24 protein-coding genes are annotated in these 24,724 nt (G+C 71.7%); 17 read left to right on the top strand and 7 right to left on the bottom strand.

Annotation, left to right across the window (positions count from 1 at the left end):
- Positions 1-10: 10 nt before the first annotated feature.
- The gene (locus tag ACGFYU_RS27400; RefSeq protein WP_393829969.1) at positions 11-1,168 is read left to right on the top strand and encodes a D-alanine--D-alanine ligase family protein; all 1,158 of its coding nucleotides are present in this window, start codon (positions 11-13) and stop codon (positions 1,166-1,168) included.
- Positions 1,169-1,246: 78 nt separating this feature from the next.
- On the opposite strand, the gene ACGFYU_RS27395 is transcribed toward ACGFYU_RS27400, so the two are convergent.
- A complete protein-coding gene (locus ACGFYU_RS27395) occupies positions 1,247-1,747 on the bottom strand; it encodes a DUF3515 domain-containing protein (protein ID WP_393829968.1) in 501 nt (166 codons plus the stop codon).
- Between the two features lie 23 nt (positions 1,748-1,770).
- A complete protein-coding gene (locus tag ACGFYU_RS27390) occupies positions 1,771-2,004 on the bottom strand; it encodes an Lrp/AsnC family transcriptional regulator (protein WP_030028650.1) in 234 nt (77 codons plus the stop codon).
- A 245-nt stretch (positions 2,005-2,249) separates the two neighbouring features.
- Between ACGFYU_RS27390 and ACGFYU_RS27385 the strand changes: the two genes are divergently transcribed.
- Both ACGFYU_RS27385 and thiD read left to right on the top strand, forming a co-directional pair.
- Positions 2,250-3,233, top strand: a complete 984-nt coding sequence (locus tag ACGFYU_RS27385) for a thiamine-phosphate kinase (RefSeq protein ID WP_393829967.1) — start codon at positions 2,250-2,252, stop codon at positions 3,231-3,233.
- A complete protein-coding gene (thiD, locus tag ACGFYU_RS27380) occupies positions 3,230-4,030 on the top strand; it encodes a bifunctional hydroxymethylpyrimidine kinase/phosphomethylpyrimidine kinase (protein ID WP_393829966.1) in 801 nt (266 codons plus the stop codon). The genes ACGFYU_RS27385 and thiD overlap by 4 nt, the downstream gene beginning before the upstream one ends.
- 85 nt (positions 4,031-4,115) lie before the next feature.
- Here thiD and rpmB read toward each other — a convergent pair whose 3' ends face one another.
- Positions 4,116-4,301, bottom strand: a complete 186-nt coding sequence (gene rpmB / locus ACGFYU_RS27375; RefSeq protein ID WP_007266795.1) for a 50S ribosomal protein L28 — start codon at positions 4,299-4,301, stop codon at positions 4,116-4,118.
- A 240-nt stretch (positions 4,302-4,541) separates the two neighbouring features.
- Here rpmB and ACGFYU_RS27370 point away from each other — a divergent pair, with 240 nt between their 5' ends.
- The 9 genes from ACGFYU_RS27370 (at position 4,542) to mutM (ending at position 13,482) form a co-directional block, all read left to right on the top strand.
- Complete coding sequence (locus ACGFYU_RS27370; RefSeq protein ID WP_393829965.1) at positions 4,542-6,194, top strand: DAK2 domain-containing protein; 1,653 nt, start codon at positions 4,542-4,544, stop codon at positions 6,192-6,194.
- Between the two features lie 47 nt (positions 6,195-6,241).
- The gene (gene recG, locus ACGFYU_RS27365) at positions 6,242-8,449 is read left to right on the top strand and encodes an ATP-dependent DNA helicase RecG (protein WP_393829964.1); all 2,208 of its coding nucleotides are present in this window, start codon (positions 6,242-6,244) and stop codon (positions 8,447-8,449) included.
- A gap of 73 nt (positions 8,450-8,522) precedes the next feature.
- Complete coding sequence (rsmD, locus tag ACGFYU_RS27360) at positions 8,523-9,101, top strand: 16S rRNA (guanine(966)-N(2))-methyltransferase RsmD (RefSeq protein ID WP_393829963.1); 579 nt, start codon at positions 8,523-8,525, stop codon at positions 9,099-9,101.
- 14 nt (positions 9,102-9,115) lie between these two features.
- Entirely contained in the window at positions 9,116-9,595 is a 480-nt protein-coding gene (gene coaD / locus ACGFYU_RS27355) for a pantetheine-phosphate adenylyltransferase (protein ID WP_382641023.1), read from the top strand.
- 103 nt (positions 9,596-9,698) lie between these two features.
- Positions 9,699-10,730 (top strand): cell division initiation protein, encoded by a 1,032-nt coding sequence (locus tag ACGFYU_RS27350; protein WP_393829962.1) that lies wholly within the window; start codon positions 9,699-9,701, stop codon positions 10,728-10,730.
- Positions 10,731-10,799: 69 nt separating this feature from the next.
- A complete protein-coding gene (locus ACGFYU_RS27345; RefSeq protein WP_393829961.1) occupies positions 10,800-11,510 on the top strand; it encodes a YceD family protein in 711 nt (236 codons plus the stop codon).
- A gap of 2 nt (positions 11,511-11,512) precedes the next feature.
- Positions 11,513-11,686 carry a 50S ribosomal protein L32 gene (gene rpmF, locus ACGFYU_RS27340; RefSeq protein ID WP_003965982.1) on the top strand — a complete coding sequence of 58 codons (174 nt, stop codon included), beginning with the start codon at positions 11,513-11,515 and terminating at the stop codon, positions 11,684-11,686.
- A 19-nt stretch (positions 11,687-11,705) separates the two neighbouring features.
- Positions 11,706-12,527, top strand: a complete 822-nt coding sequence (gene rnc / locus ACGFYU_RS27335; RefSeq protein ID WP_393829960.1) for a ribonuclease III — start codon at positions 11,706-11,708, stop codon at positions 12,525-12,527.
- A gap of 85 nt (positions 12,528-12,612) precedes the next feature.
- Positions 12,613-13,482 (top strand): bifunctional DNA-formamidopyrimidine glycosylase/DNA-(apurinic or apyrimidinic site) lyase, encoded by an 870-nt coding sequence (mutM, locus tag ACGFYU_RS27330; protein WP_393829959.1) that lies wholly within the window; start codon positions 12,613-12,615, stop codon positions 13,480-13,482.
- Here mutM and ACGFYU_RS27325 read toward each other — a convergent pair.
- Positions 13,455-13,871, bottom strand: a complete 417-nt coding sequence (locus ACGFYU_RS27325; protein WP_393829958.1) for a winged helix-turn-helix transcriptional regulator — start codon at positions 13,869-13,871, stop codon at positions 13,455-13,457. The two genes, mutM and ACGFYU_RS27325, sit on opposite strands and share 28 nt — an antisense overlap.
- Positions 13,872-13,994: 123 nt before the next feature.
- Between ACGFYU_RS27325 and ACGFYU_RS27320 the strand changes: the two genes are divergently transcribed.
- Positions 13,995-14,600, top strand: coding sequence for a flavodoxin family protein (locus ACGFYU_RS27320; protein WP_393829957.1), 606 nt, complete (start codon positions 13,995-13,997; stop codon positions 14,598-14,600).
- A 22-nt stretch (positions 14,601-14,622) separates the two neighbouring features.
- Here ACGFYU_RS27320 and ACGFYU_RS27315 read toward each other — a convergent pair whose 3' ends face one another.
- Entirely contained in the window at positions 14,623-15,477 is an 855-nt protein-coding gene (locus ACGFYU_RS27315; RefSeq protein WP_393829956.1) for a CAP domain-containing protein, read from the bottom strand.
- 136 nt (positions 15,478-15,613) lie between these two features.
- Here ACGFYU_RS27315 and ACGFYU_RS27310 point away from each other — a divergent pair, with 136 nt between their 5' ends.
- The 4 genes from ACGFYU_RS27310 (at position 15,614) to ACGFYU_RS27295 (ending at position 22,195) form a co-directional block, all read left to right on the top strand.
- Complete coding sequence (locus ACGFYU_RS27310) at positions 15,614-15,895, top strand: acylphosphatase (protein WP_393829955.1); 282 nt, start codon at positions 15,614-15,616, stop codon at positions 15,893-15,895.
- Between the two features lie 349 nt (positions 15,896-16,244).
- Positions 16,245-16,463: a hypothetical protein gene (locus tag ACGFYU_RS27305; RefSeq protein WP_030032603.1), complete on the top strand. Its 219-nt coding sequence runs from the start codon at positions 16,245-16,247 to the stop codon at positions 16,461-16,463.
- Between the two features lie 148 nt (positions 16,464-16,611).
- On the top strand, positions 16,612-20,574 hold the full coding sequence (locus ACGFYU_RS27300) for an AAA family ATPase (protein WP_393829954.1): 3,963 nt from the start codon (positions 16,612-16,614) through the stop codon (positions 20,572-20,574).
- 184 nt (positions 20,575-20,758) lie between these two features.
- Positions 20,759-22,195, top strand: coding sequence for a sugar porter family MFS transporter (locus tag ACGFYU_RS27295; RefSeq protein ID WP_393829953.1), 1,437 nt, complete (start codon positions 20,759-20,761; stop codon positions 22,193-22,195).
- A 42-nt stretch (positions 22,196-22,237) separates the two neighbouring features.
- On the opposite strand, the gene ACGFYU_RS27290 is transcribed toward ACGFYU_RS27295, so the two are convergent.
- Entirely contained in the window at positions 22,238-23,224 is a 987-nt protein-coding gene (locus ACGFYU_RS27290) for an LLM class flavin-dependent oxidoreductase (RefSeq protein ID WP_393829952.1), read from the bottom strand.
- Positions 23,225-23,287: 63 nt separating this feature from the next.
- On the bottom strand, positions 23,288-24,724 hold the full coding sequence (locus ACGFYU_RS27285; RefSeq protein WP_393829951.1) for a cytosine permease: 1,437 nt from the start codon (positions 24,722-24,724) through the stop codon (positions 23,288-23,290).

Here is a 24,724-nt window from a genome sequence, read left to right as displayed (position 1 = left end):
TCGTGGCGATATGAGCAGCGAGAACCTCCCCCAGACCCCTGAGCAGCAGGGCCGCAAGCCCCGCGTGGCCGTCGTGTTCGGCGGCCGCAGCTCGGAACACGCCATCTCGGTCGTCACGGCGGGCGCGGTCCTGCGCTCCATCGACCGCTCCAAGTACGAGGTGCTGCCCATCGGCATCACCACGGACGGCCGGTGGGCCCTGACGGCCGACGAGCCGTCGCGGATGGCCATCGCCGACCGCAGGCTCCCGAACGTCGAGGAGCTCGCCGAGTCCGAGGACGGCGCCGTCGTGCTCTCGGTCGACCCGGCCCGCCGCGAGGTCGTCTACACCGAGCCCGGCGCCGTTCCCAAGGCCCTGGGCGAGGTCGACGTCGTCTTCCCCGTGCTGCACGGCCCGTACGGCGAGGACGGCACCCTCCAGGGCCTCCTGGAGCTCTCCGGGATCCCGTACGTCGGCTCCGGCGTCCTCGCCTCGGCCGTCGGCCAGGACAAGGACTACATGAAGCGGGTGTTCACCTCCTTCGGGCTGCGCGTCGGCCCGTACGTGACCATCCGCCCCCGCGAGTGGGAAGCCGACCGGGACGCCGCCGAGGCCAAGATCCTGGACTTCGCCGCCGAGCACGGCTGGCCGCTGTTCATCAAGCCCGCCCGGGCCGGCTCCTCCATCGGCATCACCAAGGTCGACGACGCCTCCGGCCTGGACGCGGCGATCCGCGAGGCCCGGCGCCACGACCCGAAGATCATCGTGGAGGCGCTGCTGCGCGGCCGCGAGATCGAATGCGGGGTCCTGGAGTTCGAGGACGGCCCGCGCGCGAGCGTGCCCGCCGAGATCCCGCCGGTCTCCAGCCACGACTTCTACGACTTCGAGGCGAAGTACATCGACTCCGCCTCCGGGATCGTGCCCGCCCCGCTCACCCCGGAGCAGACCGCCGAGGTGCAGCGGCTCGCGATCGAGGCCTTCGAGGCCGCGTCCTGCGAGGGCCTGGTGCGCGCCGACTTCTTCCTCACCGAGGACGGCAGCTTCGTCATCAACGAGATCAACACGATGCCGGGCTTCACGCCGATCTCCATGTACCCGCGGATGTGGCAGGAATCGGGCATCGAGTACCAGGAGCTGGTGGACCGCCTGATCCAGGCGGCCCTGCGCCGCTCCACCGGGCTGCGCTAGCCGCCGGGGCTCGCCCTGTACAGCCGACCGCCCGCTGGGGGATTCCCAGCGGGCGGCGGTGTGCTCGGGCGGACGCCCTCAGTAGGAGGAGATGCCCACCGGCACGGTCGCTGCGACCGCCGTGGACAGGCCGACCAGCATCCCCGCATCCGTGGCATGCTCCTTGTCGACCCGGACCTCGGTATACGCCAGCCGCATCCCGGTGACGAACCGGAACCCCCCGCCCGCGCTGTCGGGGAGTTTCTCCAGCAGCCACCCGACGCCGTTGACCTCGACGCCCTCCTGCTTCGGATCCGCCATCTCGGGGGGCTTGGGGATACCGCACCGCAGTACGATCGCCGAGCCGCCCCACGCGGCCGTCAGATCGGACTCCGGTGCGGTCCCGGTCCGCGCCAGGCCGGCCACCTTCTCCGGGAGTTCCTCGTGCAGCGCGGCACAGAACCCGGCGACATCGGCGGGCGGCGTGGGCGGCGGGTCCACCCGGGCCTCGGAACCACCCGGGGCACAGCCCGCCAGGGCCAGCAGGGCCGAGAAGGCGGGCAGGGCCAGGAGACGGACGGGCCGGCGGTGGAGGGACATCACCGGCCAAGAGTAGACGGGGGCTACAGATGGACCACCGGGCAGGTCAAGGTGCGGGTGATCCCCTCCACCTGCTGGACCTTGGCCACGACCATGCGGCCGAGCTCGTCCACGGTGTCGGCCTGGGCGCGCACGATCACGTCGTACGGGCCCGTCACGTCCTCGGCCTGGATCACCCCCGGGATCTGGCCGATGGACTCGGCGACGAACGACGCCTTGCCCACCTCGGTCTGGATAAGGATGTACGCCTGTACCACGGAACCTCCAGGGCGGCCACGAGGATCATTTCCCCTAACCTTCGGGTGGGCCCCACACGATCACAAGGGCCGGGGGAAGAAGGGACGCCACGGTACCGCGTCGCCGTGCGCCGCGGGGAGACCCGCGAGCCCGGCGCCACGCACAGCGGGGCGTACGGAGAGCAGAAGTTGACGTATCTGTTGACGGTACCCAGAGCTGTGACGGCTCGCGACCGCAAGCGGACTGGGCAAGAAGGGGCACAGCGATGAAGGGCACTGTGGGCGAGCTGGGGGAGTTCGGCCTCATTCGGGAACTCACCTCACGGCTCACCACCACCCCGGCGGTCCGGCTCGGTCCGGGCGACGACGCCGCGGTGGTGTCGGCCCCCGACCGGCGGGTCGTGGCGAGCACCGACATCCTGCTGGAGGGCAGGCACTTCCGGCGCGACTGGTCCACGGCCTACGACGTCGGCCGCAAGGCCGCCGCGCAGAACCTCGCCGACATCGCCGCCATGGGCGCGGTGCCGACCGCGCTGCTCCTCGGCCTCGTCGTCCCGGCGGAACTCCCGGTCACCTGGCCCACCGAGCTCATGGACGGCATCCGCGACGAGTGCCAGGTCGCCGGCGCGGCCGTGGTCGGCGGGGACGTCGTCCGCGGCGACACCATCACCGTGGCCATCACCGCCCTCGGCGACCTGCGCAACCACGAGCCCGTGCTGCGCTCCGGCGCCCAGCCCGGCGACGTCGTCGCCGTCACCGGCTGGCTCGGCTGGTCGGCCGCCGGCTTCGCCGTGCTCTCGCGCGGCTTCCGCTCCCCGCGGGCCTTCGTGGAGGCGCACCGTCGCCCCGAGCCGCCGTACCACGCCGGCCCGGCCGCGGCCGGGCTCGGCGCCACCGCCATGACCGACGTCAGCGACGGCCTGATCGCCGACCTCGGGCACATCGCCGAGGCCAGCAAGGTACGGATCGACCTGCGCTCGGCGTCCGTCGACATCCCGACCCAGATGCACGACATCGGGCAGGCCGTGGGCGTGGACCCGCTCCAGTGGGTGCTCACCGGGGGAGAGGACCACGCGATCGTGGCCACCTTCCCGCCCGACGTGAAGCTCCCCGCCCGCTGGAAGGTCATCGGCGAGGTCCTCAACCGCTCCGCGCTGCCCCAGGTGACCGTGGACGGCGCGCCCTGGACCAGCACCGGCGGCTGGGACCACTTCGGGGCCGACCCGGCCGCGGAGGAGTCCCCGCGATGACCGGCGCCCCGCCGCTGTGCCTGACCGTCGCCGGATCCGATTCCGGCGGCGGCGCGGGCATCCAGGCCGACCTCAAGACCATGCTCGCGCTCGGCGTGCACGGGATGAGCGTGGTGACGGCCGTGACCGCGCAGAACTCCCTCGGGGTACGGGGAGCCTGGGAGCTGCCCGCCGAGGCCGTCACGGCCCAGTACCGGGCCGTCGTGGACGACATCGGCGTCCAGGCCGTGAAGACCGGGATGCTGTCCTCCGCCGTGCTCGTCGAGACGGTGGCGGAGCTCCTCGCGGGCACCCCGGCCCCCGCCGTCGTGGACCCGGTGGGCGTCTCGAAGCACGGGGACGCGCTGCTCGCCGCCTCGGCGCTGGACGCCGTACGGGGGGAGCTGCTGCCGCGGGCCACCGTGGCCACCCCCAACCTGGACGAGGTGGCACAGCTCACCGGCGTACAGGTGGAGACCGAGGACGACATGCGGCGGGCCGCCGAGGCGATCCTCGGGTACGGGCCCGCCTGGGCGCTGATCAAGGGCGGCCACCTGGCGGCGCACGGGGACGAGGCGGTCGACCTGCTGACCGACGGGACCGAGGAGCGGTGGCTGCGGGCCCCCCGCCACGACAACCGGCACACCCACGGCACGGGCTGCACCCTCGCCAGCGCGATCGCGGCGGGCCTGGCCAAGGGCATGGCCGTCCCCGAGGCGGTCACGGCCGCCAAGGCGTACGTCACGGGCGCCATCGCCGCCGGCTTCCCGCTCGGCGGGGGCATCGGCCCGGTGGATCACGCCTGGCAGTGGCGCTGAAACTGTTCAGGAAAGGCAAAAGGCCGGTTCACCAGAGGTGAACCGGCCTTCTTGGCAACCGGAAGGGCTGCGCTACGACGTGGCGTCAGCGCGAGACCTTGCCGGCCTTGATGCACGAGGTGCAGGCGTTGAGGCGCTTCGGCGTCCCATTGACCACGGCACGGACGCGCTGGATGTTCGGGTTCCAGCGACGCGAGGTGCGGCGGTGCGAGTGGGAGATGTTGTTGCCGAAGCTCGGCCCCTTGGCGCAAACGTCGCAGTTGGCAGCCACAGGTCACTCCAAAGACTTCAGATGCAATTACAGTGAAACCGGCGCACCGGAATCAGAGGTCTGAAGTGGTTTGCCGGGGAATGGCCCGACTCTCATCGGGCAACCGGAGCAGCATACAACGACTGCGTCCGTCCAAGAAAACTACCATGGCCGCCGCCGGCCCCGCCCCGCGGTCCGGACGCCCGGGCAGTCCTTGGTTACCCTGCGGTGAACCCTGGCCCGCACAAGGAGGAACGCCCGGTGCCGTACGAGCCTGCGCCGCACACCCTCGACGCCGAAGCGGTGCGCACCTGGAGCTCGCTGGCCGTGGCCGCACTGGGCCGGGCCCGTGAGGACATCGACGCGATCAACGTCTACCCGGTGGCCGACGCGGACACCGGCACCAACCTCTGGCTCACCGCCGAAGCCGCCGACCGGGCCCTCGCCGAGGTCTTTCCGAAGCCCGCCCCCGGCATGACGCACGCCACACCGGCGACCTCCCTGGCCCAGGCCGTACGGGCCCTCGCGCACGGCGCCCTCATAGGGGCCCGGGGGAACTCCGGGACGATCCTGGCGCAGCTCCTGCGCGGAGTCGCCGACGTACTGGGCGAAGAACCCGGGGAGCGGGAGCCCGGCCGGATGCTCGCCCAGGCACTGACCCGGGCCGCGCAGGAGGCGTACCAGGCCGTCGCGCACCCCGTGGAGGGCACCATGCTCACCGTCGCCGCCGCGGCCGCCCGGGCCGGGGAGGCCGCCGCCGGGGGCGCCGCCGAGGTGGCGCGGGCCGCCTATGACGCGGCCCGCGCCGCCCTGGCCGAGACCCCGGGGCAGCTGGCCGCGCTGGGCCGGGCCGGGGTGGTCGACGCCGGGGGCTGCGGGCTGGTCGCCGTACTCGCGGCCCTGTGGCAGGCGCTGTCCGGCGAGGAGCCGGCCGGCGAGCCGGTGCCGGCGCACGGCCGGGTCGCGCCCGTACCGCAGTCGCCCGACCCGTGCGAGCAGGCCGAGGACGGGCCGGCGTACGAGGTGGTCTACCTGCTGGAGGCCTCCGACGAGGCGGTCGGGGAGCTGCGCGAGCGGCTCGACGGGCTCGGCGACTCGCTGGTCGTGGTCGGCGGCGAGGGGCTGTGGAACGTACACGTCCACGTCGACGACCCCGGCGCGGCCGTGGAGGCGGGGGTCGTCGCCGGGCGGCCGTACCGGATACGCATCACGCACTTCGGCGATGAGCGGCGCCGGGCGCGCGGCGAGCGCGTCCAGCGGGCCGTCGTCGCGGTGGTTCCCGGCGAGGGGCTGGCCGGGCTGTGCGGGGAGGCGGGCGCGACCACCGTGCTCGCGCCCCCCGGGGAGGTCCCGGCCGTCTCCGAACTGGTCGACGCCATCCGGCGCGCGCACGCCCGCGAGGTGGTGCTCCTGCCGGGCGGCGCCGAACTGCGCGCGACCGCGGCCGCGGCGGCCGAGCAGGCCCGCGCCGACGGCGTACGGGTGGCCGTGATCCCGACCCGGTCGGCGGTCCAGGGCCTGGCCGCGCTCGCCGTGCACGACCCGGAGGGCAGCTTCGACGAGGACGTGGTCGCCATGACGGCCGCGGCAGGCGCCACCCGCTACGGGGAGCTGGCCGTCGCCGAACGGCAGTCCTTCACCTCGGCCGGGATCTGCCAGGCCGGCGATGTGCTCGGCCTCATCGACGGGGACGTCGCCGTCATCGGCTCAGGCCTGACCGAGACCGCGGAGGCCGTCCTGGAACGGATGCTGGGCTCCGGCGGCGAACTCGTCACCCTCGTCCTGGGCCCCGAGGTGCCGGACGCCCTCGCCGAGCGGCTGGAGGCGTACGTCCAGCACGGGCACCTGGCCGTGGACACCGTCACCTACCGGGGCGGACGCTACTCGGCGCCGCTCCTCATCGGAGTCGAGTAGGGCTCGTAGGGGTCCGGCAGGGGTCGAAAGCCCCGCTTGTCAGCGGCATGGTGTGCAATGAACACGTGCCCGCGCTCGACGAAGACCTCAAGAAGACGCTCGGCCCCGCCACCGCCAAGGTGCTGGCCGAGCAGCTCGGCCTGCACACGGCCCTGGACCTGCTCCACCACTACCCCCGGCGGTACGCGGAGCGCGGTGAGCTGACCTCGCTGGCCGAGCTCACCGAACAGCTCGACGAGCACGTGACCGTCGTCGCGCAGGTCGCCGACGCCCGCATCCTGACCTTCAACGGAGGCCGCGGGAAGCGCCTCGAAGTCACGATCACCGACGGCAGCGGCCGGCTCCAGCTGGTCTTCTTCGGCGCCGGCGTCCACAAACCGCACAAGGAGCTGCTGCCGGGCAGCCGCGCGATGTTCGCCGGCAAGGTCTCGAAGTTCAACCACAAGCTCCAGCTCGCGCACCCGGCCTACGAGCCGCTCGGCGCGGACGCCTCCGACCGGGACGCCGCCACCGCGTTCGCCAACCAGCTCATCCCGATCTACCCGGCCTGCGCGAAGCTGGAGTCCTGGAAGATCGCCAAGTGCGTGGACGCGGTCCTGCCCAGCGCGCAGGAGGCCGTGGACCCGCTGCCGCCGGCCCTGCGCGACGGCCGCGGGCTGATCCCGCTCACCGAGGCCCTGTTGAAGATCCACCGGCCGGGCACCAAGGCCGACATCGAGGACGCCCGCCAACGCCTGAAGTGGGACGAGGCCTTCGTCCTCCAGGTCGCCCTGGCCCGCCGCCGCCACGCCGACTCCCAGCTCCCGGCCGTCCCCCGCCGCCCCGCCCCCGGCGGCCTGCTCGACGCCTTCGACGCGAAGCTCCCCTTCACGCTCACCGAAGGCCAGCAGACCGTCTCGAAGGAGATCTTCGACGACCTGGCCACCAGCCACCCCATGCACCGCCTCCTCCAGGGCGAGGTCGGTAGCGGCAAGACGCTGGTGGCGCTGCGGGCCATGCTCGCCGTCGTCGACTCCGGGGGGCAGGCCGCGATGCTCGCGCCCACTGAGGTGCTCGCACAGCAGCACCACCGGTCCATCACCGAGATGATGGGCGAGCTGGCCGAGGGCGGAATGCTCGGCGGCTCCGACCAGGGGACCAAGGTGGTGCTGCTGACCGGGTCGATGGGGGTGCCCGCGCGGCGGCAGGCGCTGCTCGACCTTGTCACCGGGGAGGCCGGGATCGTCATCGGGACGCACGCGCTGATCGAGGACAAGGTGCAGTTCCACGACCTCGGCCTGGTCGTCGTCGACGAACAGCACCGCTTCGGCGTGGAACAGCGCGACGCGCTGCGGTCGAAGGGGAAGCAGCCCCCGCACCTGCTGGTCATGACCGCGACCCCGATCCCGCGCACCGTCGCGATGACCGTCTTCGGCGACCTGGAGACCTCCGTCCTCGACCAGCTGCCCGCCGGGCGCTCGCCGATCGCCACCCACGTGGTGCCCGCCAAGGACAAGCCGCACTTCCTCACGCGGGCCTGGGAGCGGGTCCGCGAGGAGGTGGAGAACGGGCACCAGGCCTATGTGGTCTGCCCGCGCATCGGCGACGGGGAGGACGACCCCAGGAAGAAGAAGGCCTCCGCCGAGGACGAGGCGGAGAAGCGGCCGCCGCTCGCCGTCCTGGAGATCGCCGAGCAGCTCACGCGCGGCCCCCTCGCCGGGCTGAGCGTCGAGGTGCTGCACGGGCGGATGGACCCCGCCGACAAGGACGACGTCATGCGCCGCTTCGCCGCCGGCGAGGTCAAGGTGCTGGTCGCCACCACCGTCATCGAGGTCGGGGTGAACGTCCCCAACTCCACCGTCATGGTGATCATGGACGCGGACCGGTTCGGCGTCTCCCAGCTCCACCAGCTGCGCGGCCGCGTCGGCCGAGGCTCCGCGCCCGGTCTGTGCCTGCTGGTCAGCGAGATGCACGAGGCGAGCCCCGCCCGGGCCCGGCTGGCCGCCGTCGCCGCCACCCTCGACGGGTTCGAGCTTTCCCGGATCGACCTGGAACAGCGCCGCGAGGGCGACGTGCTGGGCCAGGCCCAGTCCGGTGTCCGCTCCAGCCTGCGGATGCTCGCCGTCATCGAGGACGAGGAGGTCATCGCCCAGGCCCGGGAGGAAGCCACCCGCGTCGTGGCCGACGACCCCGAACTGGAGCGGCTGCCCGGCCTGCGGACGGCCCTGGACGCCCTGCTGGACACCGAGCGCGAGCAGTACCTGGAGAAGGGCTGACCGGCACGACCTATCGTTGGAGTGCCGCGGCACCGCCGCGGCACCAACCGACCGCCGTACCGAAGGACCCCAGATGACCCGCGTGATCGCCGGCAGCGCCGGCGGGCGACGGCTGGCCGTGCCCCCCGGCACCGGCACCCGGCCGACCTCGGACCGGATGCGCGAAGGCCTCTTCTCCACCTGGGAGTCCCTGCACGGCGTGGAAGGGTCCCGGGTCCTCGACCTCTACGCGGGCTCCGGCGCCGTCGGGCTGGAATCCCTCTCCCGCGGCGCGGCGCACACCCTGCTCGTCGAGACCGACCCCAAGGCCGCCAAGTCGATCCGCGACAACATCAAGGCGGTGGGCCTGCCCGGCGCCGAATTCCGGTCGGGCAAGGCCGAGCAGATCATCGCGGGCGCGGCGGGCGGGGACCCGTACGACATCGTCTTCCTGGACCCGCCGTACGCCGTCGGCCACGACGATCTTCGCGAGATCCTCCTCACACTCCGGTCCAATGGCTGGCTCACGGACGATGCGCTCGTCACCGTGGAGCGCAGCACCAGGAGCGGCGCCTTCCCGTGGCCCGACGGCTTCGAGCCGCTCCGGTCCCGGAAGTACGGCGAGGGCACACTTTGGTACGGTCGCGCCGCCTTCACCAGCGAAGACTCATGAACGAGGGAGCTCACGTGCGCCGCGCCGTCTGCCCGGGATCCTTCGATCCCATCACCAACGGACACCTCGACATCATCGGACGCGCCTCGAGGCTCTACGACGTCGTGCACGTCGCCGTGATGATCAACCAGTCCAAGCAGGGGCTCTTCACAGTCGAGGAGCGGATCGAACTGATCCGCGAGGCGACGGCCGACTACGGCAACGTCGAGGTCGAGTCCTTCCACGGGCTGCTCGTCGACTTCTGCAAGCAGCGGGACATCCCGGCCATCGTCAAGGGCCTGCGCGCCGTCAGCGACTTCGACTACGAGCTCCAGATGGCCCAGATGAACATGGGCCTGTCGGGCGTCGAAACGCTGTTCGTGCCGACCAACCCCACCTACAGCTTCCTGTCCTCCTCGCTGGTCAAGGAGGTCGCGGCCTGGGGCGGCGACGTCGCCCACCTGCTCCCGGCGCACGTGCACGCGGCGCTGATCGAGCGGCTGCGCAACCGCTGACGCCCTGACGACCCGTCAGTCGGTGTCGGGGGCCCGCCCGCTGGCCTTACAGTCGTCCCGTCCGACTCGGGAACCGCCCGAGGCCGAGAGAGTGCGAGCCCCCATGGACGTGCAGAAGAAGCTCGACGAGATCGTCGCGGCCGTCGGCGGCGCCCGGTCCATGCCCATGTCGGCCTCCTGCGTGATCAACCGCGCCGAGCTGCTCGCGCAGCTCGAAGAGGTGCGCCAGGCGCTCCCCGGCTCCCTCGCGCAGGCGCAGGAGCTCATCGGCGGCCGGGAGCAGATGGTCGAGGAGGCCCGCCGGGAGGCGGAGCGGATCATCGAGTCCGCCCACAACCAGCGCGGTTCGCTCATCTCCGACACCGAGATCGCTCGGCGCTCCCAGGCCGAGGCGGACCGGATCCTGGAGGAGGCCCGCCGGGAGGCGGAGGAGATCCGGGCCGAGGCCGACGACTACGTCGACAGCAAGCTCGCGAACTTCGAGGTCGTGCTCACCAAGACGATCGGCTCGGTGGACCGGGGCCGCGAGAAGCTGCTCGGCCGGGGGCCCGGGCTGGACGAGCACGGCTACGCGGACGCGGAGGCGCCCGAACGCAGCCACGACCCCGAGACGCAGCGGCAGCAGGCGGACGCCTACGTGGACACCAAGCTGGCGACCTTCGAGGCGGTGCTCTCCAAGACCCTGGAGGCCGTCGGGCGCGGCCGGCAGAAGCTGCTGGGCCGGGTGCCGACGGACGACCTCGGCGCGCACATGGCCGCCCAGGACGCGGCGGCCGGCCAGCCCTCCCGCTCGGCGAGCGACGCGGACTTCCTGGCGGGCCTGGCCGAACCCCAGCCCGTGCAGGTGCCGATCCCGGCGCAGGCGGAGCCGGTGTACGACACGTACGGCTATCAGCAGCCCCAGCAGCAGGACGGTTACGCCTACCAGGCCCACCAGGACCCGTACGCGGGCTACCAGCAGCAGCCCGACCCGTATGCCGGGTACCAGCAGCAGCCGGACCCGTACGCGGCGTACCAGGACCCGCAGGCCCAGGCCCCGATGCAGAGCACGCAGCCGTCGTTGGACGAGACGAGCTTCTTCGACACGAGCATGATCAATCTGGACCAGCTGCGCCAGTACGAACAGGGGCGCTAGGGCCGGATTGGGCTCAGGGCGCGGCGCCGGGTATCCTGGCTCTTCGGTCGCGCGTATGCGCCGCGATCCATGCTGCCCTCAAGTGGTGGAATTTTTGATCTTCAGCGATCTGTGAAAGCAGGAACGGCCCTGAACACCCGCCTCGACCACCGCAACCCCCTCGTGTTCGACACGCACGAGCTGGGTCGGCGTCCTGGTGCCATGCAGCGGCTGTCCCGTGAGATCGCGGCACCGGCGGACCTCGGTCTCGCCGGTGTCATCGGAGTGCCGGAAGGCGCCCCGGTGAAGCTCGACCTCCGCCTGGAGTCGGTCATGGAAGGGGTGCTTGTCACAGGCACCGCCCGTGCATCGGCCGTAGGGGAGTGCGTAAGGTGTCTGGAGGCCGTCGAGCGCGAGCTCAAGGCGGACTTCCAGGAGATGTTCTCGTACCCTGACGCCGACGACCGGGGCCGCGCAAAGGCGGAGCCGGCCGACGACGCCGAGGACGACGAGGACATGCTCTTCCTCGAGGACGGCTTGTTCGACCTCGAACCCGTGCTGCGTGACGCGGTGGTGCTCGCACTGCCGATGCAGCCGGTGTGCCGGGAGGACTGTCTCGGACTGTGCCCCGATTGCGGGCTCAGCCTGAACGACGACCCGGAGCACCACCACGACGCCGTCGACATCCGTTGGGCGGCATTGCAGGAACTCGTCGTGACCGATCAGGACGACGAGAAGGACAATATGAGCGGCACTGCATCTGACGACGTTCAGAGCGCCGCCGAGAAGCAGGAGAAGTAGCCGTGGCTGTTCCGAAGCGGAAGATGTCGCGCAGCAACACGCGCCACCGCCGGTCGCAGTGGAAGGCTGCGGTCCCCACCCTGGTTTCGTGTGAGCGTTGCCAGGAGCCGAAGCTCCAGCACATTGCGTGCCCGAGCTGCGGCACCTACAACAAGCGCCAGGTCCTCGAGGTCTGAGCGGCTGGTGAGAGGCGCAATGTCTGAGCTGTCCAACGCTGAGAAGCAGGCAGACAGTAACAACGCGGCCTCGTCCCACACGCTTCTGGAAGGGCGGCTCGGGTATCGACTCGAGTCCGCCCTTCTGGTGCGTGCTCTGACCCACCGCTCGTACGCGTATGAGAACGGCGGTCTGCCCACCAACGAGCGGCTGGAGTTCCTCGGGGACTCCGTGCTGGGCCTGGTGGTCACGGACACGCTGTACACGACCCACCCCGATCTCCCCGAAGGCCAGCTGGCCAAGCTTCGGGCCGCGGTGGTCAACTCGCGCGCACTCGCGGAGGTGGGGCGCGGCCTCGACCTCGGCTCCTTCATCCGGCTCGGCCGGGGCGAAGAGGGCACGGGCGGCCGGGACAAGGCCTCCATCCTCGCCGACACCCTTGAAGCGGTGATCGGCGCGGTCTACCTCGACCAGGGCCTCGACGCGGCCTCGGAGCTGGTCCACCGGCTCTTCGACCCGCTCATCGAGAAGTCCTCGAACCTCGGGGCCGGCCTGGACTGGAAGACCAGCCTCCAGGAGCTCACGGCCGCCGAAGGTCTTGGCGTACCGGAATACCTGGTCACCGAGACCGGCCCGGACCACGAGAAGACGTTCACCGCTGCCGCCCGCGTCGGTGGTGTCTCGTACGGCACCGGCACCGGCCGCAGCAAGAAGGAAGCGGAACAGCAGGCGGCGGAGTCCGCCTGGCGCGGTATCCGTACCGCGGCGGACGAGCGGATCGCGGCGCAAGCCCTTTCCGCCGCCGCTCCGGCCGAGGACGGCGGGGCGCCGAAGCCCGCCGACCCGGCGCCGGACGCCTGACCGCCTTCTTTTACAGTGACCCCGTCGCACCTCGGTGCGGCGGGGTTTTCCCGTTCGCCCCCACGTCCCACCCCGGAGGAACGCCGTGCCAGAGCTGCCCGAAGTCGAAGTGGTGCGGCGCGGTCTGGAGCGCTGGGTGGCCGGCCGGACCGTCGAGTCCGTCGAGGTCCTGCACCCGCGGGCCGTACGGCGCCACCCGGGCGGCGGGGCCGACTTCGCGGCGCGGCTGGCCGGGCAGACCATCGGGGTGCCGCGGCGGCGCGGCAAGTACCTGTGGCTGCCCCTGGAGGGGCGGGACCTGTCCGTGCTGGGGCATCTGGGGATGAGCGGGCAGCTCCTCGTGCAGCCCGAGGACGCTCCGGACGAGAAGCACCTGCGGATCCGCGTGCGGTTCGACGATGAGGCCGGGACGGAACTGCGCTTCGTGGACCAGCGGACCTTCGGCGGGCTCTCGTTGCACGAAACGGTCCCCGACAGCACGGACGGGCTGCCCGACGTCATCGCGCACATCGCGCGGGACCCCCTGGATCCGCTGTTCGACGAGGGCGCCTACCACCTCGCGCTGCGCGCCAAGCGGACCACCGTCAAGCGGGCGCTGCTGGACCAGTCGCTGATCAGCGGGGTCGGCAACATCTACGCGGACGAGGCGCTGTGGCGCGCCAAACTGCACTACGAGCGCCCCACGGCCACCCTCACGCGCCCCCGGAGCGCGGAACTCCTCGGCCATGTGCGGGACGTCATGAACGCGGCCCTCGCCGTCGGCGGCACCAGCTTCGACAGCCTCTACGTCAACGTGAACGGCGAGTCCGGCTACTTCGACCGCTCGCTCGACGCCTACGGGCGGGAGGACGAGCCGTGCCGGCGCTGCGGTACGCCGATGCGCCGCCGCCCGTGGATGAACCGGTCGAGCTACTTCTGCCCGCGCTGTCAGCGGCCGCCGCGCGTCTCGTCGTAGGACTCCCGGGCGGTCAGCACCTGCGGCATGCTCCCCTCCAGGAAGTGGATCAGGGAGAGCAGCCGGTCCGCGACCTCGACGCCGAGCGGGGTCAGTTCGTAGTCGACGCGGGGCGGGTTCGTCGGCTGCGCCTCGCGGTTGACGATCCCGTCGCGCTCCAGCGCGTGCAGGGTCTGGGAGAGCATCTTCTCGCTCACGCCTTCCACCCGTCGGCGCAGCTCGTTGAAGCGGCACGGGCCCTCGCGCAGGGCGCCCACGGTGAGGCTGCCCCAGCGGCCCGTGACGTGCTCCAGGGTCTCGCGGGACGGGCAGGCACGCGCGAAGGCGTCGAACGGGAGGTTCGGGTCGGCGCCCTCGGCGCCCTCGGTACAGATGGCTGATGTCTCCATGAAGAGAGCGTACCCCCGCGCAGCGCTAACTATGGGGTTGCGCTTTCTAAAAGTTAGTGCTTTTCTTCTCGGGTCGCACCACGCCCCGCGGTGCGGCGAGACTTCCCCGAGGAGAGATCCACCGTGTCCGCTACCACGCACACCCCCGTTGTCGCGATCGCCTACCACTCCGGCTACGGCCATACCGCCGTCATCGCCGAGGCCGTTCGGGCCGGTGCCGCCGAGGCCGGCGCCACCGTCCACCTGATCAAGGTCGACGAGATCGACGACGCGCAGTGGGAGCTGCTCGACGGCTCCGACGCCATCGTCTTCGGCTCCCCGACCTACATGGGCACCGCCTCCGGCGCCTTCCACGTCTTCGCCGAGGCCACCTCGAAGCGCTGGTTCGGCGATGTCTGGCAGGACAAGGTCGCGGCGGGCTTCACGAACTCCGCCTCCAAGAGCGGCGACAAGCTGAACACCCTGCAGTACTTCCAGATGCTGGCCTCGCAGCACGGCATGAGCTGGGTCAACCTGGGTCTGAAGCCGGGCTGGAACTCCAGCACCGGTTCCGAGAACGACCTCAACCGCCTCGGCTTCTCCTCCGGCGCGGCCGCCCAGTCCAACGCCGACGAGGGTGCGGACGCCGTCCACAAGGCCGACATCGCGACCGCCGAGCACCTCGGCCGCCGCGTCGCCGAGCACACCCGCGTCGTCATCGCGGGCCGCGCCGCCCTGGCCGCGCTCTAGCCCCGGCTGCGTCCGTAGCGGGCTAGAAGCCGAAGTCCTGCGTCCACCAGGGGCCGCCGTCGGCGAAGTACGCGCCGACGCCCAGGGTGCGGAACTCGCAGTTCAGGATGTTCGCCTTGTGGCCCGGGCTGTTCATCCAGGCCTTCATCACGGCCTGGGCGTCGCCCTGGCCGCGGGCGATGTTCTCGCCGGCCATGCCCGAGATGCCGGCCTTCGTGGCGCGGTCCCAGGGGGTGTTCCCGTCCGGGTCCGTGTGGTCGAAGAAGCCGCGGACGGCCATGTCCTTGCTGAAGGCCCCGGCCAGCGCCGCCAGCGGCGGGTTGGCCCGGACCGGCCCGCAGCCGGCCTGCGCGCGCTCCTGGTTCACCAGGGCCAGTACGGCGGCCTCCTCGGCGGAGTGCCCGTCGCCGGGGGTCGGGGTGGCCGGTGCCGGCGCCGGGGTCCTGGTCGCCGGCTTCGAGGGCGCGGGGGCGGGCGCCTTCTGAGGGGTCTTGGTGGAGGGCGCGACCGAGGGGGAGGCGCTCGGCGAGGGCGATGCGGACGGGCTCGGCGAGGCCGACGGCGACGGGGAGGCCGACGGGCTGGGGGAGGCGTCGGGGGTGGTGGAGGGGTGGCCGTTCAGGCTGGCGAGTCCGCCCTGCTGCTGCAGCGTGTTGTCGGGGCTCGCCGAGGCCTTCGCCTTCGCCCGCGTGTCACCCGCGGAACCCTTTGCGCCGACCCCCACGTAGGGGAAGGAGTGGCCGACCGGCACCATGCCGGTGGTGACCGCCGCCGTGCCCAGGGCCACGGCCACCGAGACACCCAGCAGGCCGTTGCGCACGGCGGTGCCGCGCTTGCCACCGCGGCGCGGCGCGGCGTGAAGTCGGTGGCGTCCCATCGGCCTCGTGCCTTCCTTACCAGATCAAGATCGTCCTTTTCTCACCCAAACGGGTGAGTTCATTGGTGCGCGACTGTACGCCATGGGGCCAGGGGGCGATGTGCCCCGAAAGTGTTTGCCCGGTTAGCGTTCACGCATGAATGAAGATGTCCGCATGACCGCCTGGGTGCGCGGCCGTGTACAGGGAGTGGGCTTCCGCTGGTTCACCAGGGAGAACGCACTGGAGATCGGCGGAGTGATCGGCTTCGCACTCAATCTCGACGACGGGCGAGTGCAGGTGGTGGCGGAAGGTCAACGTGAGAATTGCCACCGGCTGCTGGATTGGCTGCGGTCGGCCGACACGCCCGGCAGGGTGGACGGGGTGACAGAGATCTGGGGCACACCGCGCGGTGGCTACGACGGGTTCGGGATCCGCTGACCGATCGACTGATCATGTACTGATCACATCCGCGGACCGCCCACAGGCGGTCGGAACTGCGCGTTCTCCGTCGACGCGTTGCCGACACGGAGGATCCGTGGAAGGCTCGGAGTTGAGGATGATCTCCATGCCCCGTGCAGGGGCCGGGCCGCCCGCCGATACGGGGCGTGATCGTGTTGACCGTCAAACTTTTTGGTGAGACGCTGGAAGCCCCGCGCACCTGAGCTGTTTGGCAGTGTTGGCAGTACCAAGCGCAGTGACCGTCAGTCGCTGCCGGACATCCGCGGGTGCGATTCCCTCACGACCCACACCGCTTCGGTCGGTCACTCAGTGTGGAGGACCATCCATCATGGCAAAGGCGCTTCTCGGTTACGTCGGCGGTTCCGATCCGCGACTCCTCGCCGAGATGCGACGGCTTCAGCAGCGCGTCCAGGACCTCGAGTCCGAGCTCGTACGGATTCAGTCCGAAAATGACGCGCTGAACGCGGCCGCCGCTCAGCACGACGGAGACTCGCTGCTGGACAGCATCGATATCGACGTACCCCAGGCGGAGCCTGCGCTCACCTGATCCCATAACGTCGCTCGACTCCAGCCTCGCATGATCTGCAAGGGACGCTCCGGCGTCCCTTCTTTCTTTGGCCGCCGATTCCTTTAACGTCTGTCGTGCCCTGCACCTTCATGGGCGAAACCGAACGTGAAAGGTAGAGTCCGGCGGCGTGCACCTCAAGTCCCTGACCCTGCGCGGTTTCAAATCGTTTGCTTCCGCCACCACCCTGCGCTTCGAACCCGGCATCACCTGCGTCGTGGGTCCGAACGGCTCAGGCAAGTCCAACGTGGTGGACGCGCTGTCCTGGGTCATGGGCGAACAAGGCGCCAAATCCCTGCGCGGCGGGAAGATGGAAGACGTCATCTTCGCCGGAACCACCGGCCGCCCGCCGCTCGGGCGCGCCGAGGTCTCGCTGACGATCGACAACTCCGACGGCGCACTGCCCATCGACTACGCCGAAGTCACCATCACCCGGATCATGTTCCGCGGCGGCAGCAGCGAATACCAGATCAACGGGGACACCTGCCGCCTCCTCGACATCCAGGAACTGCTGTCCGATTCCGGCATCGGCCGCGAGATGCACGTCATCGTCGGACAGGGCCAGCTGGACTCCGTCCTGCACGCCGATCCCATGGGGCGCCGCGCCTTCATCGAGGAGGCGGCCGGCGTACTGAAGCACCGCAAGCGCAAGGAGAAGGCGCTGCGGAAACTGGACGCGATGCAGGCCAACCTCGCGCGCGTGCAGGACCTCAACGAAGAGCTGCGGCGCCAGCTGAAGCCGCTGGGGCGGCAGGCGGCGGTGGCCCGGCGGGCGGCCGTGATCCAGGCGGACCTGCGGGACGCGCGGCTGCGGCTGCTCGCCGACGACCTCGTCACGCTGCGGCGGGCGCTCGACGGGGAGATCGCGGACGAGGCCGCGCTGAAGGAGCGCAAGGAGGCCGCCGAGGCGCAGCTCGCGGGCGCGCTGCGGCGCGAGGCGGAGCTGGAACAGGCCGTACGGGAACTCGCGCCGCGGCTCCAGCGGGCGCAGCAGAGCTGGTACGAGCTCTCGCAACTCGCCGAACGGGTGCGGGGGACCGCGTCCCTGGCGGACGCGCGGGTCAAGAGCGCGACGGCTCCGATGGAGGAGGAGCGGCGGGGGCGCGACCCGGAGGAGATGGAGCGGGAGGCCGCGCGGATCCGTGAGCAGGAGGCGGAACTGACGGCGGCTCTGGAGGCCGCCTCGCGCGCGCTGGAGGACACGGCGGCGCACCGGGCGGAGCTGGAGCGGGCGCTGGCCGAGGAGGAGCGGCGGCTGCGGGACGCGGCGCGGGCCATCGCCGACCGGCGCGAGGGGCTGGCCCGGCTGACGGGGCGGCTCGGCGCGGCCCGGTCGCGGGCGGGCGCGGCGCAGGCCGAGATCGACCGGCTGGTCGCGGCGCGCGACGAGGCGGAGTCCCGGGCGGTGGCGGCACAGGAGGAGTACGAGGCACTGGCCGAGGAGGTCGGCGGCCTCGACGACCCGTCGGTGGACGCGGATCACGAGGCGGCACGGGCGGCGCTGGCCTCGGCGGAGGCCGAGCTGTCCGCGGCACGGGACGCGGTCACCGCGGCGGAGCGGTCGCGGGCGGCGGTCTCGGCGCGCCGGGACGCGCTGGCGCTCGGGCTGCGCCGCAAGGACGGTACGGGGGCGCTGCTCGCGGCGCGCGAACGGCTGGTCGGGCTGCTGGGGCCGGCGGCGGAGCGGCTGTCGGTGACCCCGGGGTACGAGGTGGCGGTGGCCGCCGCGCTGGGTTCGGCGGCGGACGCGCTGACGGTGTCGTCCCCGGCCGCGGCCGCCGAGGCGATCCGCCACCTCCGCACCGCCGACGCGGGCCGCGCCACGCTCCTGATCGCCCCGGCCCATGCCCTTGCGGGCCGGGTTGCGGATGCTGCGGGACCCGCTGCAGTGCCGGGCCAGGCGTCGGGTGCGGGGCCCGCTCCAGTGGACCCTGCCCTCCCGGGGCAATCACCGGGCGCCGCGGGTCCGGCTGTTCTGCCGGGCCAGGTGTCGGCCCCGGGCTCTGCCGCGACGGACTCCGGCCTCCCGGGCGGTGGCTCGGCTGAGGGCAGACCGTCCGCCGGTCCGGCTTCGGCCGGGGCCGGAGGAGTCCCCCACCCCGCCCCTTCCCGAGACGAGGCTCTGCCCGGACCCGCGCCTCAAACGCCTGCGGGGCTGGGGAGTGGGGCGCGGGGTTCTGCCCCGAACCCGGCGTCGAACCGAGCCGAGCCGGCCGGCGCAGCGGCGGCACGCTCAGCCTCGCCGGCGATTGAGGCGCGGGCTCTGGGGCGGAGCCCCGGCGGTGGGTGCGTGGGCGAAGCCGTCGTAGGGCTGGTGCACGGGGACGCCGAGGTGGGGCGGGCGCTCGCGTGGGTGCTGCGGGACCACTTCGTGGTCGGGACGCTCCAGGAGGCCGAAGGCCTTGTCGCGGCGCGGCCCGAGGCGGTGGCCGTGACCCTGGACGGGGACCTGCTCGGCGCGCACCTCGCGCACGGCGGCTCCGCGGCGGTGCCCAGCCTGATCGAGGTGCAGGCCGCCGTCGACGAGGCCGCGGCGGAGCTGGCCCGGCTCGACGGGCAGTGCACCGAACTGGCCGCCGCCCTGGCCGCCGCCCAGGCACGGCGGCAGGACGCCGCGTCCCTGGTCGAGGAGGCCGCCGAGCGGCGCCGGGCGGCCGAACAGGCCCGGGCCGGAGTCGCACAGCAGCTCGGCCGGCTCGCCGGGCAGGCGAAGGGGGCCGTCGGCGAAGCCGAGCGCAGCGCCTCCGCCGCGGCCAAGGCCCAGGACGCGCTCGAACAGGCGCTGGCCGACGTGGAGGAATGCGCGGAACGGCTGGCCACGGCCGAAGAGATGCCCGTGGAGGACGAGCCCGACACCGCGGTGCGGGACCGGCTCGCCGCCGACGGGGCCAACGCCCGGCAGACCGAGATGGAGGCCCGGCTCCAGCTGCGGACCCACGAGGAGCGGGTCAAGGGCCTGGCCGGACGAGCCGATTCACTCGATCGGGGGGCCCGCGCGGAACGGGACGCCCGCGCCCGCGCCGAGCGGCGCCGGGCCCGGCTGCGGCACGAGGCCGAGGTGGCCCGGGCGGTCGCCGACGGCGCCCGCCAGCTCCTCGCGCACGTGGAGGTCTCCCTCCTGCGCGCCGACGAGGAGCGCGCCTCGGCGGAGTACGCCAAGGGGCTGCGCGAGCGGGAGCTGGGCGAGGCCCGCAACAGCGGCCGCGACCTGAAGGGCGAGCTCGACAAGCTCACCGACTCCGTGCACCGCGGCGAGGTGCTCGGCGCCGAGAAGCGGCTGCGCATCGAGGCCCTGCAGGACAAGGCGCTGGAGGACTTCGGCATGGAGGCCGCCGTGCTCGTCGCCGAGTACGGCCCCGACCAGCCGGTCCCGCCCTCCCCGCCCGCCGAGGGGGAGGAGCTGCCCGAGGACCCCGAGCACCCCCGGAACCGCCCCGGCCCCTTCGTCCGCGACCGCCAGGAGAAGCGGCTCAAGGCCGCCGAGCGCGCCTACCAGCAGCTCGGCAAGGTCAACCCGCTCGCCCTCGAGGAGTTCGCCGCGCTGGAGGAGCGCCACCAGTTCCTCAGCGAACAGCTCGAGGACCTGCGCAAGACCCGCGCCGACCTCCTTCAGGTGGTGAAGGAGGTCGACGAGCGCGTCGAGCAGGTCTTCACCGAGGCCTACCGGGACACGGCCCGCGAGTTCGAGGGGGTGTTCTCGCGGCTGTTCCCCGGCGGCGAGGGCCGGCTGATCCTCACCGACCCCGACAACATGCTGACCACCGGGGTCGACGTCGAGGCTCGCCCGCCGGGCAAGAAGGTCAAGCGGCTGTCGCTGCTCTCCGGCGGCGAGCGCTCGCTGACCGCCGTGGCCCTGCTGGTGTCCATCTTCAAGGCGCGGCCCAGCCCGTTCTACGTGATGGACGAGGTCGAGGCCGCGCTGGACGACACCAACCTGCAGCGGCTGATCCGGATCATGGAGGAGCTCCAGGAGAGCTCGCAGCTGATCGTCATCACGCACCAGAAGCGGACGATGGAGGTCGCGGACGCGCTCTACGGCGTCTCGATGCAGGGGGACGGGGTCTCCAAGGTCATCAGCCAACGCCTCCGCTGAGGACCCATTGCTTCAAGAAGTGAACACAATCACCCTGACGTCCGGTTCATGTGAACTTCACGCAGACTATTGACTTCAGAAAATGAACACATAGGCTCGCTCCGCTGTCTCCCGCCTTCGGGTGGTGCCCGATCTTGAACTGTGCGCCACTGGGAGGACGGACAAAACCCCCACGGAGCACACCTTGACCAGCAGCACAGCGCAGCAAGCGGCGGCAGGCGGCGGCGGACGCGCCGCGCAACCCGACCACCTCGGCCACGTCATCTTCATCACCGCGGCCGCGGCCATGGGCGGCTTCCTCTTCGGCTACGACAGCTCCGTCATCAACGGCGCCGTCGTCGCGATCCGCGACCGGTTCGACGTCGGATCCGAGGCCCTCGCCCAGGTGATCGCCGCCGCGCTGATCGGCTGTGCGCTCGGTGCCGCCACCGCGGGCCGCATCGCCGACCGGATCGGCCGCATCCGCTGTATGCAGATCGCCGCCGCCCTCTTCACCGCGAGCGCGATCGGCTCGGCCCTCCCCTTCGCCCTCTGGGACCTCGCCATGTGGCGCGTGATCGGCGGCTTCGGCATCGGCATGGCCTCCGTCATCGGCCCCGCCTACATCGCCGAGGTGTCCCCGCCCGCCTACCGCGGCCGGCTCGCCTCCTTCCAGCAGGCCGCCATCGTCATCGGCATCGCCATCTCCCAGCTCGTCAACTGGGGCATCCTGAACCTCGCCGACGGCGACCAGCGCGGCGTGATCGGCGGCCTCGAGGCCTGGCAGTGGATGCTCGGCGTCATGGTGGTCCCGGCCGTGCTCTACGGGCTGATGTCCTTCGTCATCCCGGAGTCCCCGCGCTTCCTGATCTCCGTGAACCGCACCGAGCAGGCCAAGCAGGTGCTGCGCGAGGTCGAGGGCTCGCACGTCGACCTGGACGCGCGCGTCCTCGAGATCGAGCGCGCCATGCGCTCCGAGCACAAGTCCACCTTCCGGGACCTGCTCGGCGGCCGCTTCGGCCTGCTGCCCATCGTCTGGATCGGCATCGGCCTGTCCGTCTTCCAGCAGCTCGTCGGCATCAACGTGATCTTCTACTACAGCTCCTCGCTGTGGCAGTCCGTCGGCATCGACCCGACCAGCTCCTTCCTCTACTCCTTCACCACGTCGATCATCAACATCATCGGCACCGTGATCGCGATGATCTTCGTCGACCGGATCGGCCGCAAGCCGCTCGCCCTCATCGGCTCGGCGGGCATGGCCGTCTCCCTCGGCCTCGCCGCGTGGGCGTTCTCCTACAAGTCCGACGTCGCCGGCGAGATCTCCATGCCCGAGACCCAGGGCACAGTCGCGCTCGTCGCCGCGCACTCCTTCGTGCTCTTCTTCGCCCTGTCCTGGGGCGTGGTGGTCTGGGTGCTGCTTGGCGAGATGTTCCCGAACCGCATCCGGGCCGCGGCCCTCGGTGTCGCCGCCGCGGCCCAGTGGGTCGCCAACTGGGTCATCACCGTCTCGTTCCCGACGCTCTCGGACTGGAACCTGTCCGGCGCGTACGTCATCTACACGGCCTTCGCCCTGCTCTCGATCCCGTTCATCCTCAAGTGGGTGCCGGAGACCAAGGGCAAGGCGCTGGAGGAGATGGGGTAACCAATCCCCGCCACCACCCCCTCTCCTCGCTACTGCCCCGGCTCAGTCCTTGAGCCGGGGCAGTACCTGTTCGCACAGCAGGTGCAGGCTGCGCCAGCCCTCGTCCAGGGGCATCCCGCCGCACAGCGGGTGCAGCACCAGGTTCCCCGCCTCGCCCGCCTCCCGGGCGTACGCCACCGCCTCCTCCGGGGTGAGGATCCGGTAGACGCCCTCCGCGCGCAGCTCCGCCACCGAGCGCGCGGACGACCGTACGGCGCTGCGGATGTCCTTGGACTGCCACGAGGCGTACATGCCCGCCTCGTGCAGGAAGCGCTCGCCGTGCTCGGCCCAGGTCCGGTCCGGATCCTCGGAGATGTGCAGCAGCGGGGTCTGGGCCGCGGGCATCATGCAGAAGCCCTCCGTGCCGTACTCGGCCAGCTTCGCCTGGTAGTACGCCTCCAGCTCCGGCAGGTGCGCGCTCGGGAAGAACGGCAGCCCGAGCCGGGCCGCGCGCCGGGCGGCCGCCTCGGAGCTGCCGCCGACCAGGAGCATCGGGTGCGGCTGCGTGAAGGGCCGCGGGGTGACCCGCACGGTGCGGCCGCGGTACTCGAAGGGCTCGCCGGTCCACGCCTTCAGCAGGGTCTCCAGCAGCTCGTCCTGGAGCCGGCCGCGCCGGCCCCACTCCACGCCGTGCTGCTCGTACTCCTCCGGCCGGTAGCCGATGCCCGCGACCGTGACCAGGCGTCCGCCGCTCAACAGGTCGAGGACGGCGATGTCCTCGGCCACCTTCAACGGGTCGTACAGCGGGCCGATGATCGCCGAGACGGTGACGGCGATCCGGCGGGTGGCGCCGAAGACGGCGCCCGCGAAGGCGAAGGGGGAGGGCAGCCAGTTGTTGCCGGTGCCGTGGTGCTCCTCGGTCTGGACGGTGTCGATCCCGCGGTCGTCCGCGTAACGGGCCATCTCCAGCGCCGCCTTGTAACGGGCGGAGAGGGACTCGGGGGTGCCGTTCGGGTCGACGAGATTGAACCGGGCCACGGTGATGGGCATGGAGAAGTCCCCCTTCGCCGGATGTGGGTGGGCGGGCGAAGGGGGACGTTAGCTGACGCAGCGTCAGTTGGACAGGGATCCGGCGAGCTCGCGCCCCCCGGCCGCGGCCGGCTCCGCCGGCGCCGTGCGCGGGAGTGCGGCGTACAGCACGGCGGAGGTGAGGATGCCCGCCGCCCAGCCCAGGCCGTTCTCGCCGATCCAGGTGGAGGAGAGCGGTCCGCTGAACCAGTCCACCTTGGTGAACAGCAGGCCCACGACGAGGGCGAGGCCCCACGCGGTCATCGCCTGCCAGGCGAAACCGGCCCGGTACCAGTAGGCGCTGGTCCGCGTGGTGTCCAGCAGTGCGGGGCCGTCGTACGTCCTGCCGCACAGCATGTCCACGCCGAAGACGCCGATCCACGCGGAGAAGGCCACGGCCAGCAACGTCAGGAAGGAGATGAAGGAGCCGAAGAAGCTGGTCGCCACCACCATCAGCAGGAAGCCGAAGACCAGGCTGATCGCGGCGTTGACGCTGACGGCCCAGGCGCGCGGGACCTTGATGCCGAGGGTCTGCGCGGTGAAGCCGGCCGAGTACATGGACATCGAGTTGATCAGCAGCATGCCGACGAGCGCGATGAGCAGGTACGGGACCGCGATCCAGGTCGGCAGCAGCTCCCCGATGAAGGAGACCGGGTCCTGGGCGGTGGCCAGGTCCGGAGTGCCGACGGCCATGACCGCGCCCATCAGGACCATGGGGAGGACGACCACGCCGGCGCCGCCGATCGTCGCGCCCACCATGGCCCTGGAGGAGGCGGTGCGGGGCAGGTAGCGGGTGAAGTCGGGGCCGGACGGGACCCAGCTGATGCCGCCGGCCGCGATGGTTCCGATGCCCGCGATCATCATCGCCGTGGAGCCGGCCGGCTTGCCGAAGACGGCCGACCAGTCGGTGGTGAAGACCAGGTACCCGAGGACGAGCACGCTGAAGGCGCCGAAGAGGTACGTGGACCACTTCGAGCAGACGCGCAGTGCGTTGATGCCGAGGCCGGAGACCACGAAGGTGCAGCCCACGAAGAACAGCAGGGTGACGACGATGAGGGGGGTGTTGCTCTCGATGCCGAAGAGCAGGTCGAGCACGGTCAGGACGGCGTAGGCGCCGCTGACCGCGTTGATGGTCTCCCAGCCCCAGCGGGCCACCCAGATCAGCGCGCCCGGGAAGAGGTTGCCGCGCTGCCCGAAGACGGCCCGCGACAGGGCCATGCCGGGGGCGCCGCCCCGCTTGCCGGCGATCGAGATCAGGCCGACGATCCCGTACGAGACGACCGGCGCGGCGATCGCGACGACCAGCACCTGCCAGATGTTGAGCTTGTTGAAGATCACCAGGCCGGCGCCCATGGTCAGCAGCAGCACGCTGATGTTGGCGGCGACCCAGGTGGGGACGAGCTCTCGGACGCGGCCGCCGCGCTCGCTGTCGGGGACGGGCTCCAGGCCGCGGGTCTCGACCGCGGTCTCTTCGGCAGGCAT

The organism is Streptomyces sp. NPDC048337, from assembly GCF_043201175.1.
In the GTDB taxonomy this organism is placed as follows: Bacteria; Actinomycetota; Actinomycetes; order Streptomycetales; family Streptomycetaceae; genus Streptomyces.
Note: the sequence above shows the minus strand (reverse complement) of the source record. Positions and strands in the feature narration are given on the sequence as shown.